This window comes from Microbacterium flavum (genome assembly GCF_018717645.1).
GTDB lineage: Bacteria > Actinomycetota > Actinomycetes > Actinomycetales > Microbacteriaceae > Microbacterium > Microbacterium flavum.
The window spans coordinates 11,959-27,082 of record NZ_JAFLHG010000015.1 but is presented as its reverse complement, the minus strand read 5'-3'; the positions used below and the strand labels follow the sequence as shown (position 1 = coordinate 27,082).

The 15,124-nt window shown below is 70.1% G+C and carries 15 protein-coding genes; 12 read left to right on the top strand and 3 right to left on the bottom strand.

Going from position 1 to position 15,124, the window contains the following annotated elements:
* Positions 1-9: 9 nt before the first annotated feature.
* Entirely contained in the window at positions 10-1,170 is a 1,161-nt protein-coding gene (locus tag J0P97_RS14060) for an ArsB/NhaD family transporter (RefSeq protein ID WP_215488456.1), read from the bottom strand.
* 169 nt (positions 1,171-1,339) lie between these two features.
* Here J0P97_RS14060 and thrS point away from each other — a divergent pair, with 169 nt between their 5' ends.
* Together thrS and J0P97_RS14050 are read left to right on the top strand one after the other, a co-directional pair.
* Positions 1,340-3,358: a threonine--tRNA ligase gene (gene thrS, locus J0P97_RS14055; protein ID WP_215488421.1), complete on the top strand. Its 2,019-nt coding sequence runs from the start codon at positions 1,340-1,342 to the stop codon at positions 3,356-3,358.
* Positions 3,355-3,990, top strand: coding sequence for an HIT family protein (locus J0P97_RS14050; RefSeq protein ID WP_282837826.1), 636 nt, complete (start codon positions 3,355-3,357; stop codon positions 3,988-3,990). Before thrS ends, J0P97_RS14050 begins: the two co-directional genes overlap by 4 nt.
* A gap of 143 nt (positions 3,991-4,133) precedes the next feature.
* Here the strand turns inward: J0P97_RS14050 and pdxY are convergent, their stop codons facing one another.
* Together pdxY and J0P97_RS14040 are read right to left on the bottom strand one after the other, a co-directional pair.
* A complete protein-coding gene (gene pdxY, locus J0P97_RS14045) occupies positions 4,134-4,985 on the bottom strand; it encodes a pyridoxal kinase PdxY (protein WP_215488420.1) in 852 nt (283 codons plus the stop codon).
* The gene (locus tag J0P97_RS14040) at positions 4,982-6,310 is read right to left on the bottom strand and encodes a GntR family transcriptional regulator (protein ID WP_215488419.1); all 1,329 of its coding nucleotides are present in this window, start codon (positions 6,308-6,310) and stop codon (positions 4,982-4,984) included. Before J0P97_RS14040 ends, pdxY begins: the two co-directional genes overlap by 4 nt.
* 138 nt (positions 6,311-6,448) lie before the next feature.
* On the opposite strand from J0P97_RS14040, the gene pdxS reads away from it, so the two are divergent.
* From pdxS to secF, 10 genes are all read left to right on the top strand, one after another.
* Positions 6,449-7,339 carry a pyridoxal 5'-phosphate synthase lyase subunit PdxS gene (gene pdxS, locus J0P97_RS14035; RefSeq protein ID WP_215488418.1) on the top strand — a complete coding sequence of 297 codons (891 nt, stop codon included), beginning with the start codon at positions 6,449-6,451 and terminating at the stop codon, positions 7,337-7,339.
* Positions 7,336-7,950, top strand: a complete 615-nt coding sequence (gene pdxT, locus J0P97_RS14030) for a pyridoxal 5'-phosphate synthase glutaminase subunit PdxT (RefSeq protein ID WP_372449723.1) — start codon at positions 7,336-7,338, stop codon at positions 7,948-7,950. Before pdxS ends, pdxT begins: the two co-directional genes overlap by 4 nt.
* Positions 7,947-8,489: a DUF1697 domain-containing protein gene (locus J0P97_RS14025; protein WP_215488417.1), complete on the top strand. Its 543-nt coding sequence runs from the start codon at positions 7,947-7,949 to the stop codon at positions 8,487-8,489. Before pdxT ends, J0P97_RS14025 begins: the two co-directional genes overlap by 4 nt.
* Before the next feature lie 10 nt (positions 8,490-8,499).
* Positions 8,500-9,258, top strand: coding sequence for a YebC/PmpR family DNA-binding transcriptional regulator (locus J0P97_RS14020; RefSeq protein WP_215488416.1), 759 nt, complete (start codon positions 8,500-8,502; stop codon positions 9,256-9,258).
* A gap of 80 nt (positions 9,259-9,338) precedes the next feature.
* The gene (ruvC, locus tag J0P97_RS14015; protein ID WP_215488415.1) at positions 9,339-9,929 is read left to right on the top strand and encodes a crossover junction endodeoxyribonuclease RuvC; all 591 of its coding nucleotides are present in this window, start codon (positions 9,339-9,341) and stop codon (positions 9,927-9,929) included.
* A gap of 67 nt (positions 9,930-9,996) precedes the next feature.
* On the top strand, positions 9,997-10,623 hold the full coding sequence (gene ruvA / locus J0P97_RS14010) for a Holliday junction branch migration protein RuvA (RefSeq protein WP_215488414.1): 627 nt from the start codon (positions 9,997-9,999) through the stop codon (positions 10,621-10,623).
* On the top strand, positions 10,616-11,749 hold the full coding sequence (ruvB, locus tag J0P97_RS14005) for a Holliday junction branch migration DNA helicase RuvB (protein ID WP_215488413.1): 1,134 nt from the start codon (positions 10,616-10,618) through the stop codon (positions 11,747-11,749). The genes ruvA and ruvB overlap by 8 nt, the downstream gene beginning before the upstream one ends.
* A gap of 82 nt (positions 11,750-11,831) precedes the next feature.
* Positions 11,832-12,290: a preprotein translocase subunit YajC gene (locus J0P97_RS14000; RefSeq protein WP_215488412.1), complete on the top strand. Its 459-nt coding sequence runs from the start codon at positions 11,832-11,834 to the stop codon at positions 12,288-12,290.
* Positions 12,291-12,337: 47 nt separating this feature from the next.
* Positions 12,338-14,068 carry a protein translocase subunit SecD gene (gene secD / locus J0P97_RS13995; protein ID WP_215488411.1) on the top strand — a complete coding sequence of 577 codons (1,731 nt, stop codon included), beginning with the start codon at positions 12,338-12,340 and terminating at the stop codon, positions 14,066-14,068.
* Positions 14,068-15,069, top strand: coding sequence for a protein translocase subunit SecF (secF, locus tag J0P97_RS13990; RefSeq protein ID WP_215488410.1), 1,002 nt, complete (start codon positions 14,068-14,070; stop codon positions 15,067-15,069). Before secD ends, secF begins: the two co-directional genes overlap by 1 nt.
* The last annotated feature ends 55 nt before the right edge of the window (positions 15,070-15,124 follow it).

The window sequence follows — 15,124 nt, the reverse complement described above, 5'->3', positions numbered from 1 at the left end:
TCGCCCTGCTCAGCGCAGGGCGAGGGGGAGCACCGCGAGTGCCACCGTCACGGGAGCGACGACGAGCCCGAGCAGGACGTACCGACGCCACGGGACATCCACCCCCACCGCGTGCAGGCGCTGGTGCCACAGCAGGGTCGCGAGAGAGGCCCACGGGGTGATCAACGGTCCGGCGTTGACGCCGATGAGAAGCGCTGCGAGGCGCACGGGAGAGCCGGCCGCCGACTCGAGCGCCAGGTACGCGGGCAGGTTGTTCACGACGTTCGCGCCGAGCAGGCCGACGCCGGCGACCTGCCAGAGGGACAGCAGGTCCTCGCCGCGGCCTGTCGCGGCGGCGAGCAGTGCGCCCGAACCCAGCGACTCGGCTGCGCCGACGGCGAGGAACAAACCCGAAGCGAAGACCACGAGCTGCCAGGGGACGAGGGCCCATCGCAGGGCGCGGGGGGAGCGCCACGCGAAGACGACGGTCAAGGCGATCGCGGCGCCGAGCGCCGGCATCCACGGCGGGATGCCGATGACCAGGAGCGGCATCATCACGACCAGGACGGCCGCGGAGATCCGCAGCAGGGTCGGGTCGGGCACGCGCGGCGGGTGTCCCGGGGTGAAGCGCCCGCGCAGGTCGCGCCGGTTCGTCCACCAGAGGAACGCCACCGTGACGAGGGTCGCGATCACCGCGGAGGGGCCCAGGAGCGCCAGGAACCCCAGCGCGTCGAGCTCGCCGAGCCGATGCGCCGCCAGCAGGTTGGTCAGATTGGAGACAGGGAGGAAGAGGGATGCCGTGTTCGCCAGCCACACCGTGGCGAAGGCGAACGGGAGCGGCGCGAGGCGGTTCGCGCGCGCGACGGCCACGACGACCGGAGTCAGGAGCACCGCGGTCGTGTCGAGCGACAGGAAGGCCGTGACGACGGTCGCGAAGACCACGATCATGAGCCAGAGGACGATCACCCGGCCGCGCGAGAGCCGCGCGAGCCGGGCCGCCACCGAATCAAAGACACCGGCCCGGGCGCCGAGCTCTGCGACGATCGTGACCGCCACGACGAAGAGGAGGATCGGCCACACCCGGTCGCCGATCGCGAGGGCATCCGCGGCCGGGAGCACGCCCGTGGCGACGGCCACGCCGCCGAGGAGCAGGAGCACCGCTCCGATCACGGCAAGCATCACGGCATCCATCATGGACCCTGCCGCGACGATAGACTGCACATATGGAACTGAGCCGGATCATCGCGTTCGCGACCGGCACGCGAACGCCCGGTGCACGAACGATCTGGGCCTGAGCGGGCGGGGCGCGGTGCGCCCGAAGCTGAGCATCCCATCCGATCCATCCTCTGGAGACCCTCCCTTGACTGATGTCTCACCCGCGGCGGACGTGACCTATCCCGCCGACGGCTTCACCCTGTTCCCCGACCGCTCCGTCGTCGCCCTGCGCGTGGGCGGCGAGCTGAAAGACCTCGCGACGCTCGTCACGGAGAGCGACGAGGTCGAGCCCGTGCTCGCGAGCAGCGCGGACGGCCTCGCGATCCTGCGCCACTCCACCGCGCACGTCATGGCCCAGGCCGTGCAGCGGATCAAGCCGCAGTCCACGCTCGGGATCGGGCCGCCCATCACCGACGGCTTCTACTTCGACTTCGGCGACGTGGACCCCTTCACGCCGGAGGACCTCAAAGCCATCAAGAAGGAGATGGAGCGCATCGTCCGCGAGAACCAGCGCTTCGTCCGCCGGGTCGTCGACGAGGCCGAGGCCCGTGCGCTGATGGAGGGGGAGCCGTTCAAGCTCGAGCTGATCGGCCTGGCGGGCGGACCCGGCTCGGGCGCGAACGCCGCCGAGGGCGCCTCTGCCGAGATCGGCGGCGCCGAGCTCACCGTCTACGAGAACGTGGACCGCGAGGGGGAGGTCGTGTGGCGCGACCTCTGCCGCGGCCCGCACGTCCCCGGGACCCGCTACGTCGGGAACGGCTGGGATCTCACCCGTGTCGCCGGCGCCTACTGGCGCGGCAGCGAGAAGAACCCGCAGCTGCAGCGGATCTACGGCACCGCCTGGCCGACCAAGGACGAGCTGCGCGCGTACCAGCAGCGCCTCGAGGAGGCCGCCAAGCGCGACCACCGCAAGCTGGGCAAGGACCTCGACCTCTTCTCGTTCCCCGACGAGATCGGCCCGGGTCTCTCGGTCTTCCACCCCAAGGGCGGCATCATCCGCTACGAGATCGAGCGGTACATGCGCGAGCGCCTGCTCGCCAGCGGCTACCAGGTCGTGAACTCCCCGCACATCACCAAGGGCGACCTGTTCATGACGAGCGGCCACCTGCAGTGGTACGCCGACGGCATGTACCCCCCGATGGTGCTGGATGAGGTCGTGGATTCCGACGGCCATGTGAGCCGTGAGGGCCAGGAGTACTACCTGAAGCCCATGAACTGCCCGTTCCACAACCTGATCTTCCGCTCGCGGGGGCGCTCGTACCGCGAGCTGCCGCTGCGGCTCAGCGAGTTCGGGTCCGTCTACCGCTACGAGAAGAGCGGCACCCTGTCGGGCCTCACCCGCGTGCGCGGCATGACCCAGGACGACACCCACATCTATGTGACGGCCGATCAGGTCAAGAGCGAGCTCACCCACTCGCTCGACTTCGTGCTGCAGACGCTGCGCGACTACGGGCTGAACGACTTCTACCTCGAACTGTCCACGAAGGAGGACGGGAACCCCAAGTTCCTCGGCGCCGACGAGCTATGGACCGAGGCGACCGAGACCCTGCGCGAGGTGGCCGAAGGCTCCGGGCTCGACCTCGTTCCCGACCCGGGCGGAGCCGCGTTCTACGGCCCGAAGATCTCGGTTCAGGCGCGGGACGCCATCGGGCGCACCTGGCAGATGTCGACCATCCAGCTCGACTTCAACCAGCCCGAGCGGTTCGAGCTGGAGTACACCGGCCCCGACGGCGAGAAGCACCGCCCGGTGATGATCCACCGCGCTCTGTTCGGCTCGGTCGAGCGGTTCTTCGCGATCCTTCTCGAGCACTACGCCGGAGCGTTCCCTGTCTGGCTCGCGCCCGTCCAGGTCGTCGGCATCCCGGTCGCCGAGGAGTACGCGCCGTACCTCGACGAGATCGTGACCCGGTTGCGCGCCGCGGGCGTGCGTGCCGAGGTCGACCACTCCGACGATCGGATGCCGAAGAAGATCCGCACCCACACCACCCAGAAGGTGCCGCTGCAGCTGATCGCGGGTGAGCAGGACCGTGCGGGCAGCACGGTGTCGTTCCGCTTCCGCGACGGGTCGCAGACCAACGGCATCCCCGTCGACGAGGCGGTCGAGAAGATCCTCACGGCGATCGCCGCGAAGACGCTCGTGAACTCCGCGGAGGATCTCGCGTGACCCTTCGACAGGCTCAGGGACCGGATGGCGGCGACGCGGCCCCGGTCTCCGAGCCTGTCCCGGTCCCGGAGCCTGTCCCGGTCCCGGAGCCTGGTCCGGTCCCCGAGCCTGTCGAGGGGTTCGCCGGCGTTCCCGACGCCTTTCAGCGGCTCTGGACGCCGCACCGCATGGCCTACATCACCACCGGGGCGGACGCGCTGCGGGGGAGCGGGTGCCCCTTCTGCGCCGCGCCGCAGAAGTCGGATGCCGACGGCCTCATCGTCCACCGGGGCGTGACGTCCTACGTGCTGCTGAATCTCTTCCCGTACAACTCGGGGCACATGCTCGTATGCCCGTATCGCCATATCGCGACCTACGACCAGGCCACGCCGGAGGAGGTCGCCGAGATCGGAGCGCTCACGCAGACCGGCATGCGGGTGCTCCGAGAGGTGTCGCGCTGCGACGGCTTCAACATCGGCATGAACCAGGGCGCCGTCGCGGGCGCGGGAGTCGACGAGCACCTTCACCAGCACATCGTGCCGCGCTGGGCATCGGACGCGAACTTCTTCCCGATCATCGCGCGCACGAAAGCCCTGCCGCAGCTGCTCGGCGACGTGCGCGAGGCCGTGGCATCCGCCTGGCCAATGGCGTGACCCTGGACCGCCCCGTTCGTCCGCTCTGACCGCGAGACACGGTTTCCACGCCGAGACACCGGTGCACACCCGGCGCCTCGGTGCAGGGCCGGTGTCTCGCGGGTCGGATGCGCGGACGCGGGTGGGACCAGGCGTGCGGCGGGTCAGCGGATGCGGGTCACCGGGAACTGCGCGCGGGGGTGCGCGTAGAACTCCTGCGCCTCGACGAGCTGCAGCTCGCGCTGCCCCGACTCGTGCGTCAGGGTCAGCAGGTCGAACACGCTCGACACGGTCTTCGCCAGCGCGTCCGCCGCGTCACCGGTCGACCGGTAGTGCGCGGTGAACAGGGCCGCCGTCACGTCGCCCGACCCGTTCGCCTTCATCGGAATGCGCGGCGTCTGCACGATCCAGGCACCCTCGGGCGTGACCGCGAGCATCTCGATCGTGTCGAGCGGCTGATCCGGGCGCTCGACCGAGGTGACGAGCACGGTCGAGGGACCCATCGCTCTCGCCGCGTCGACGGACGCGAGCGTGGAGTCGAGATCACGCGGGTCCGTCTCGGTGAGAAAGCCCAGCTCGAACTGGTTCGGCGTGATGATGTCGGCCGCGGGGACGACCCGCTCCCGCAGCAGGATCGGGATCGCCGGGGCGACGAAGCAGCCGCTCTTCGCGTTGCCCATGACGGGATCGCACGCGTAGACGGCATCCGGGTTCGCGGCCTTCACGCGCGCGACGGCATCGAGGATGACGTCGCCGATGCCCTCGCCGCCCTGATAGCCGCTGAGCACCACGTCGATCTCGCCGAAGACCCCGCGCTCCTCGATGCCGAGGATGACATCGCGGACGTCGTCGGGCGAGATCAGTGGTCCGCGCCACGCCCCGTAGCCCGTGTGGTTGGAGAAGTTCACGGTGTACACCGGGAGAACCTCCACGCCGATGCGCTGCAGCGGGAAGACGGCGGCGGAGTTGCCCACATGGCCGTAGGCGACGGCGGACTGGATCGAGAGGATCTTCATGATCGCGCTGCTTTCGTGGTCGAGGCGGCGGCGACGGCCTCCGCCAGGTCGGATGCCAGACGCCGGAGGTCCGCGTCGGACAGATCGTGGACGGTCAGGCGCAGGTGTCGCGCCGCCGCGTCGCTCTCGAGGACGAACTCGTCGCCGGGTCGCGCGAGCCATCCGCGCCGCATTAGCTGCTCCGAGACGGAGCGGGCGGCGACCGGCAGCGGCACCCACAGGCTGAGGCCGTCGCCGGGGGTGACCGTCACGCCGGCGTCGGTGAGCGCCGCCGCTGCGGCGGCGTTCCGGCCGGCGTAGTGCTCCGCCGCGCGGGCCACAGCGGCCACCGCGTCGGCGTCGGTGAGCAGCGCGTGGCCGAGGCGCTGGAGCAGGTGGCTGACCCATTGCGAGCCGGGGTTCAGTCGACGGGCGAGCCGCTCCGCGGTATCCGGGTCGGATGCCGTGACCGCGAGGCACATGTCCGGCCCCAGGAACTTCGAGACCGATCGGATGAGCGCCCACCGGTGGTGGCCCTCGGGGATCACCGAGAAGTACGGCCGCGCGGACAGGAGCGAGAAGTGATCGTCCTCGATCACGAGCACGTAGGGGTGCGTGCTGAGGACCCCTCGAAGTGCCGCGGCGCGGCCCTGCGACAGGCTCGCGCCGGTCGGGTTCTGTGCACGCGGGGTCAGGACGACGGCGCGCGCCCCGGCATCCAGCGCCGCCTGAAGGCCCGCGACGGTCATCCCCTCGTCGTCGACCGGGACGGCCACCGGGCGGTACCCCCCGAGGCGCACGGTGTTGAGGCTCGCGAGGAAGCACGGATCTTCCAGAGCGACCGCGTCATCGCGGGTGAGGGTCTGGGCGAGGAGGCGTTCGATCGCGTCGGATGCGCCGCCGGTGACCGTCAGCCGGAAGGGGCGCGGGCCGACGGCCGCACGCATCCACGTGGTCGCCCAGGTCTCGAGATCGGTGTCGATCACCGGTTCGCCGTAGAGCACGGGCCGGCCGGCTGTCCTGGCGAGGGCCGCCGTCGGGTCGGGGATGAGCGCCGGATCGGGATTCCCCGTCCCGAGATCGCGCAGCACCGTGTCGTGGGCGAAGCCCTCCTGGGCGATCGGCGCGCGGAGGGCGACGCGGGTGCCGGCGCGCCCTCGTGCTTCGACGAGGCCCGCCTGGGTGAGCAGGCGGTAGGCGGAGACGACCGTGTTGCGGTTGACGGCGAGGTCGTCGGCGAGGGCGCGCACCGAGGGGAGCGCATCGCCGGGGACGAGCTCGCCGCGCTCGACCTGCTGGCGCACGCTGTCGGCGATATCCGTCGCCGCCCGTCCGCTGATGGGCATCGTCCACACTCCCCGTCCACTCGATCCTATCGACCCGGCGCGGCTTGTGACGTGTCAACGAACACCGTGTGGCAGGACATGCTATTTTTTGGCCTAGGTCAAATCGACCCGACCCTCGAACGTGCAGGAGCCCGCCTGATGTCCACGCCCACGACCGGATCCTCGCGCGTCAAGCGCGGCCTCGCCGAGATGCTGAAGGGCGGCGTCATCATGGACGTCGTCACGCCCGACCAGGCCAAGATCGCCGAGGACGCCGGTGCCGTCGCCGTCATGGCGCTCGAGCGCGTCCCCGCCGACATCCGTGCCCAGGGCGGCGTGTCGCGCATGAGCGACCCGGACATGATCGACGGGATCATCGAGGCGGTGTCGATCCCGGTGATGGCCAAGGCCCGCATCGGACACTTCGTCGAGGCGCAGGTGCTGCAGGAGCTCGGTGTCGACTACATCGACGAGTCCGAGGTGCTCTCGCCCGCCGACTACGTGAACCACATCGACAAGTGGAAGTTCACGGTGCCGTTCGTGTGCGGCGCGACGAACCTCGGCGAGGCGCTCCGACGGATCACCGAGGGGGCGGCGATGATCCGCTCCAAGGGCGAGGCCGGCACCGGGGACGTGTCCGAGGCGATGAAGCACATCCGCAAGATCCGCGGCGAGATCGCGGCTCTCGCCGCCCTTCCCAAGGACGAGCTGTTCGTGGCCGCGAAGGAGCTCCAGGCGCCGTACGACCTCGTCGCCGAGATCGCCGAGACGGGGACGCTTCCCGTCGTGCTGTTCGTCGCGGGTGGCGTCGCCACGCCGGCGGACGCCGCGATGATGATGCAGCTCGGCGCGGACGGTGTCTTCGTGGGCTCGGGCATCTTCAAGAGCGGAAATCCGGCGGCGCGGGCGGCGGCGATCGTGAAGGCGACGACCTTCTTCGACGATGCCTCGGTGATCGCGGAGGTCTCCCGCGGTCTCGGGGAGGCGATGGTCGGCATCAACGTCCCCGATCTGCCCGCACCCCACCGCCTCGCCGAGCGCGGCTGGTGAGTCCGACCCGACCCCGCGTCGGCGTGCTCGCCCTTCAGGGCGATGTCCGCGAGCATGTGCGCGTCCTGTCGGGGCTCGGCGCCGAGGTGGCGCTCGTCCGACGACCAGACGACCTCGCCGCCGTCGGGGGACTCGTCCTGCCGGGCGGGGAGTCCAGCGTCATCGACAAGCTGGCGCGCGCGTTCGGCATGCAGGAGCCGATCCGGCGCGCGATCGCCGCGGGGATGCCCATGTACGGCACATGCGCGGGCCTGATCCTCCTCGCCGACCGGATCGAGAACCCCATCGACGGGCAGGAGAGCTTCGGCGGCCTCGACGTCACGGTGCGCCGGAACGCCTTCGGGGGGCAGTCGCTGTCGTTCGAGACCGATCTGGCCGTCGAGGGGTTCGACGCGCCGGTCCACGCGGCCTTCATCCGCGCGCCGCGGGTGACCGAAGTCGGTGAACAGGCGCGCCCACTGACGGCGCTCCCGGATGGGAGCACCGTCGCGGTGCGGCAGGGGAACCTGCTCGGCACGGCGTTCCATCCCGAGGTGTCGGGTGAGACGCGCTTCCACGAGCTCTTCCTGAGCCTCGTGCGGGAAGCGGGGGACGATACCCTGCGGTCATGACGACCTGGGTGGCGCTCCTTCGCGGCGTCAACGTGAACGGCGTGACCGTGAAGAGCGCGGACCTCGCCGCACTGTTCGGCGATCTGGGTTTCGACGGAGTCAGGACCGTCCTCGCGAGCGGGAACGTGCGCTTCGCGTCCGATGTCGAGGTCGATGAGCGCGAGGGCCTGAAGACGCGCATCGAGCAGGGCTTGCGCGACAGGTTCGGCTACGACGCCTGGATCGTGCTCGTGACCCTCGACGAGCTCCGCGCCGCCGCCGACGCCTTCCCCTTTGACGCGGAGGACCCGTCCCGGCAGCCGTACGTCGTGTTCTGCAGCGACCGCGGGGTGCTGGAGGCGCTGACGGATGCCGCGGCATCCCTGGATCCTGCGGAGGATCCCGCGAGCAGCGGATTCGGCGTGCTCTACTGGAGCCCCGAGAAGGGGCGGACCGTGGACACCCCGCTCGCGAAGGTGCTCGCCCAGTCGCGGTACCGGACCTCGACGACGACGCGCAACCTGCGGACCCTCGCGAAGATCGTGGGCGGTTCCCCGTAAACTGGACGTCATGTCCGGACACTCCAAATGGGCCACGACCAAGCACAAGAAGGCGGTCATCGACTCCCGCCGTGCCAAGTCGTGGGCGAAGCTCATCAAGAACATCGAAGTCGCCGCCAAGCTCGGCGGCGCGGACCTCCAGGGCAACCCGACCCTGTTCGACGCGGTCCTCAAGGCCAAGAAGACCTCCGTCCCGAAGGACAACATCGACCGCGCCATCAAGCGCGGCGCGGGCATCGGCGGCGAATCGGTCGAGTACACCTCGATCATGTACGAGGGCTACGGCCCGAACGGCGTCGCTCTCATGATCGAGTGTCTCACCGACAACAAGAACCGCGCCGCGGCCGAGGTGCGCACGGCGCTGTCGCGCAACGGCGGCACCCTCGCCGACCCGGGCTCGGTCGCCTACAACTTCACCCGCAAGGGCGTCATCGTCGTCTCCAGCGAGGGCACGAGCGAGGACGACGTCATGATGGCTGCGCTCGAGGCGGGCGCCGAGGAGATCGAGCCCCACGCGCAGGGCTTCGAGGTCATCACCGAGGCGTCGGACCTCGTCGCGGTCCGTTCCGGCCTCGCCGATGCCGGCATCGAGTACGAATCGGCCGACGTGGAGTTCGTCCCGAACCTCAAGGTCGAGGTCGACGCCGAGACGGCGCGGAAGGTGTTCCGTCTCATCGATGCGCTCGAGGACAGCGACGACGTGCAGAACGTCTTCAGCAACTTCGACCTCACGGCCGACGTGCAGGCGGAGCTCGAAGCGGACGAGTGATCTCGGCGGCCACCGTCGCGGCGCCGCGATGGCCGCGTTTCGCAGAGCGGATGCCGCGCTCCCGCCGTTAGCGTGGGGGAGTGGCATCCGCTCTCCGCGTCCTCGGCATCGACCCCGGCCTCACCCGCTGCGGCGTCGGGGTGGTCGACGTGCGGGCCGACCGCTCGGCATCCCTCGTCCACGTCGGGGTCGTCCGCTCCGCGCCCGACCTCGCGGTGGGCGAGCGTCTGGCGGTGATCGCGGCGGGTCTGCGCATCGTCCTCGCCGAGCACCGCCCGGACGTGGTCGCCGTCGAGCGCGTCTTCGCGCAGCAGAATCGCAGCACGGTCATGGGGACGGCGCAGGCGAGCGGCATCGCGCTCCTGCTCGCCGCCGAACACGGCCTGCCCGCCGCCACCCACACGCCCTCCGAGGTGAAGGCGGCGATCACCGGCTACGGAGCGGCGGACAAGCGACAGGTGCAGAGCATGGTCGCGCGCGTCCTGCGGCTCGAAGTGCTGCCCCAGCCCGCGGATGCCGCGGATGCCCTCGCGATCGCGCTCTGCCACGCGTGGCGCCGCGGCGGCGCGGACCGCACAGGCACGGTCGGCGCCGGAGCGGGCGACCCGGGCGGCCTGACACCGGCGCAGCGTGCGTGGGCGCAGGCGGAGAAGGCGGCTGCGCGACGGTGAGGCCTCCGGCGCCCCGCGCGTGCGTGTCGCTCGAACAAACGTCCGAACCCGCCCGTAGGGTGGACGCATGATCTCCTCTCTGCGCGGCGTCGTGCTGCATTCGGATGCCGAGTCGGTGATCGTCGAGGTCGGCGGCGTCGGGTTCGCCGTCGCGGTCACGGCTCAGATGGCGCGCGCCCTTCATGCGGGCGACGAGACCGTGCTGCACACGAACCTCGTGGTCCGCGAGGACGCGCTCTCGCTCTTCGGCTTCGCCGAGCGGGAGGAGCTCGACACCTTCATCCTGCTCCTGAGCGTGTCGGGCGTCGGCCCGAAATCGGCGCTGGGGGTCCTGTCCGCGCTGACGGTCACCCAGATCGCCGACGCCGTCGCGGCGGAGGACGACGCGCCCTTCCGCCGCGTGTCCGGCATCGGTCCGAAGACGGCGAAGCTCATCGTCGTCCAGCTCGCCGGCAAGCTCCACGCGCCCGTGCCGCGCCCTGGATCCGCCGGCGGTCCGGGTGCCGCGCCCGCCGTCGCGGGCCAGGTCGTCGCTGCGCTCGTCGCGCTCGGGTGGAGCGAGCGGGTGAGCGCGGAGGCGGTCCAGGCGATCGTGGGGGACGCCGCGGCATCCGAGCGGGGATCCGTTCCGGCGCTCCTGAAGCTGGCCCTCGCACAGCTCGGCCCGAGCCGTCCGGAGCGGGCGAATGTCTGACGACGGCACGGTCGACCCGGCCGTCGCGGAGGACGACGTCGAGCTCGCCGTCGAAGGCGCCCTTCGACCCTCGTCGCTCGCCGAGTTCGTCGGCCAGCACAAGGTCCGAGGCCAGCTGCAGCTGCTGCTGGATGCCGCGCGGATCCAGCAGCGGCCGCCGGACCACATCCTCCTCTCGGGCCCTCCGGGCCTCGGCAAGACGACGCTCGCGATGATCGTCGCGCACGAGAGCGAGCGTCCGCTGCGGATGTCGAGCGGCCCCGCGATCCAGCACGCCGGAGACCTCGCGGCCCTTCTGTCGAGCCTCGTGCCGGGGGAAGTGCTCTTCATCGATGAGATCCACCGGATGGCCCGATCGGCCGAGGAGATGCTGTACCTCGCGATGGAGGACTTCCGCATCGACATCATGGTCGGGAAGGGAGCCGGTGCGACCAGCATCCCCCTCGACCTCGCCCCTTTCACCCTCGTCGGTGCGACGACGCGCTCCGGGCTTCTGCCCAACCCCCTGCGCGATCGGTTCGGGTTCACCGCGCATCTGGAGTACTACGAGCCGGAAGAGCTCGAGCGTGTCGTCGCACGGTCGGCTGCCGTCCTCGGTGTCGAGGTTCCTCCCGCCGCGCGGGAGGAGATCTCGCGACGCTCACGCGGAACACCGCGGATCGCGAACCGGCTGCTGCGGCGCGTGCGGGATTACGTGATCGTCCACGGCGACCCCTCGACAAGCTCGGGGACCGGGGGCGGCTCGGGGACCGGGGGCGGCTCAGGGACCGGGGGCCGGACCCTGCGCGCGGGGACGGCGACCGAGGCGGACGTCGCGGCCGCTCTCGAGCTCTACGATGTCGACGCGATCGGCCTCGACCGGCTCGACCGGGCCGTGCTGGATGCCGTCGTGCGCCGCTTCCGCGGTGGGCCGGTCGGTCTCAGCACCCTCGCGGTCACCGTGGGGGAGGAGGCCGAAACGATCGAGTCGGTGGTCGAGCCCTACCTCGTCCGCATCGGCTTCCTCGGCCGCACGCCGCGCGGGCGGGTCGCGACCCCCGAGGCCTATGCCCATCTGCGTGTGCCTGCGCACGGAGCGACCGTACGCGGGGACGCCGCGGAGGTCCTCGGATTCGATGACCTATAATCGCTGAAGGCCGCTCCGGAGCGTGTCGAAGGACGGCCGCTCTTCTTCGCGTCGATCGGCGCGCACTCGAAAGGTCGTACCCATGGATTGGATCCTGCTCGTCGCGATGGCGGCGCTGCTCGTCTTCATGTTCTGGAGCTCGCGTCGCCGCGCAGCCCGGATGAAGTCGGAGCAGGAGGCGAAGTCGCGGGCCATGCTCCCCGGCGTCAAGGTCCTCCTGCAGGGCGGCCTGTACGGCACGCTCGTCGAGTACGACGGCGTCGACCTCTCCAAGTCGGCACGCGTCGAGCTCGCGCCGGGCGTCGAGGTCGAGGTGCACAGCCAGGCGATCCTCCGCGTCGTGGACGAGGAGGAGGGCACCCTCACCGAGGACGAGTTCATCGAGGCCGAGGCCGAGAAGGCCGAGTACACGGCGGATGTCGCCGACGGCGAGATCACCTCGATCAGCGATGACGCGCAGAACGCGCGCGCCGCGGCCGAGAACAAGCCGGCCGGATCGGCGCCCACCGGCATCGAGCCCGGCGACAAGCCGCAGGCCTGAACCACGCCCGCACCGCTGCGCGGTACGACGAAGAAAGCTGACCCTCCGTGGCCACACCCACCCCTGTGCGTCATGCCTGGCGCGCACTGACCGGCCTGCTCGCGATCGTCGTCGTGCTGTTCGGCGTCAACGCGCTCGGCGTCTACGCCTTCGGCAAGAGCTCCTGGACGCCTGAGCTCGCCCTCGACCTGCAGGGCGGCACGCAGATCATCCTGTCGGCCAAGACCCCCGACGGTGCGACGCCGACGTCTGAGCAGATGGACCAGGCAGCGGCGATCATCCGCCAGCGCGTGGACGCGTCCGGCGTCGGCGAGACCGACATCACGACGCAGGCCGGCAATCAGATCGTCGTGCAGATCCCGGGGCCGGCCGACGACGAGACGCGCGACCGCATCGCCGCCTCCGCACAGATGCAGCTGCGCGCTGTCCTGTACACCACAGCGGCATCGACGTCGTTCGTCGGCGAGGACGGCAACCAGACGCCGTACCCCACCCCGGACCCGGGCCTGCCTTCGACGCCGACGGTCGCGCCGACGGACGGCAGCGACCTCAACTGGGTGACCCCGGCGCTTCAGGCGGAGTTCCTCGCCTACGACTGCAACGATTCCGCGAACGACCCGGCCAATGCGCCCAAGGATCAGCCGGTCATCGCGTGCGATCCCAGCGGAACGGCGAAGTACATCCTCGGGCCGGTGGAGCTCGACGGCTCGGCGATCACCGATGCCACGGCGGGTATGAACACGCAGAACGGGCAGTGGGTCGTCAACGTCGTGTTCGACGCCGACGGCGCGAAGACCTTCGGCGAGGTCAGCCAGCGGCTGTACGCGTTCACGCAGGCGGGAAAGACTCCGCAGAACCAGTTCGCCTTCGTGCTCGACGGCGCCGTCCTCTCCGCGCCCTCCATGAACGGCGTCATCCTCGACGGGAAGCCGCAGATCAGCGGCTCGTTCACGCAGGAGAGCTCCAAGACGCTCGCCGACCAGCTCAAGTACGGTGCGCTGCCGCTGAGCTTCGAGGTGCAGAGCACCAACTCGATCTCCGCGACGCTCGGCTCTCAGCAGCTGCAGATCGGTCTCATCGCCGGCCTCATCGGCCTCGCCCTCGTCGCTCTCTACTCGCTCATCGTCTACCGGGCGCTCGGCTTCGTCATCATCGCCTCGCTCGCGGTCATGGGCATCCTGACCTACATCGCGCTGTGCATCCTGGCGTGGCGGATGGGCTTCCGTCTGTCCCTCGCCGGCGTCGCGGGCCTCATCGTCACGATCGGCTTCACCGCCGATTCGTTCATCGTCTACTTCGAGCGCATCCGGGATGAGCTGCGTGACGGCAAGTCGATCACCGGTGCCGTCGAGGACGGCTGGGGCAGAGCCAAGCGCACGATCTACATCTCCAAGTCGATCAACATCCTCGCCGCGGTGGTGCTCTACATCCTCGCGGATGCCACCGTGAAGGGCTTCGCGTTCACGCTGGGGCTCACGACGCTGATCGACATCCTGATCTTCATCCTGTTCACCCACCCGGTGATGCAGCTGCTGGCACGGACACGCTTCTTCGGTGGCGGGCATCCGCTGTCGGGCCTCGATCCCGAGGCACTCGGGGCCGTGTATCGCGGCCGCGCCCAGTTCCGGGTTCCCGCCGCGGCATCCGGGCCCGCGCAGGGCGGAGCCGCGCGACGGACCAAGCGGTCGCGTGGCGAAGCAGAGCGTCGACAGACGATCGCTGAACGCAAGCAGGCGGAGCTCTCCGGAACCCGCTCGACGACGGAGGGGGACGACTGATGCGCTCCATGAATCAGCTCGGCAACGACCTCTACACGGGCAAGACATCGTTCCCGTTCGTCGGACGGCGGCGGCTGTGGTTCATCATCGCAGCGGTCCTCGTGATCGGCGCCGCGCTCGTGCCGCTGTTCCGCCCCGTGCAGTTCTCGATCGAGTTCACCGGGGGCTCGCAGTTCACCGTCAGCGGCGTCACGTCGCCCGACCAGACGATCGCGACGACCGCGGTGCACTCGGTGGTCCCGGGCACGACGACGAAGGTCACGACGATCGGCGCCGCCGACGGCGGTCAGTCGATCCGGGTCCAGACCGACCAGATGACGGATGCGGAGACGCGCGCCGTCTCTGCTGCCCTCGCCGAGGCCTACCAGGTGACCACGGACGAGGTGAGCTCGTCGTTCATCGGACCCAGCTGGGGCCAGGACGTCACGCGTCAGTCGCTCTGGGGTCTCGCGATCTTCCTGGCGCTGACGTTCATCATCCTCGCGGTCTACTTCCGTACGTGGAAGATGTCCGTCGCCGCGATCATCGGTCTTGTCGACGTGCTCGTCATCACCGTCGGTGTCTACGCGCTGTTCGGCTTCGAGATCTCGCCCGCCGCGGTCATCGGCTTCCTGACGATCCTCTCCTATTCGCTGTATGACACCACCGTCGTGTTCGACAAGGTGCGCGAGAACACGCGAGAGGACGGTGAGGGGTCGGGCCGCACGTTCGGCGAGTCCGTGAACCTCGCGGTCAACCAGACGCTGATCCGCTCGATCAACACGACGGTCGTCGCGGCGATCCCGACCGGAGCGATCCTCTTCATCGGCGCTCTCTGGCTCGGCGCGCAGACGCTGACCGACATCTCGCTGTCGATCTTCGTGGGGACGATCGTCGCCGCCTACTCCACTCTCTTCGTCGCGGCGCCGCTGTTCTCGCTGCTGCGCGAGAACGAGACGGAGATCAAGGCCCGCGATGCGCGGGTCCTCGCGGCGCGCGAGCGCGCGTCCGTGGAGGCGTGACGAGCCCCTCTTTCCCGGGCATAGGATGAGGGGATTGTTCCAGGCGGAGGTGAGC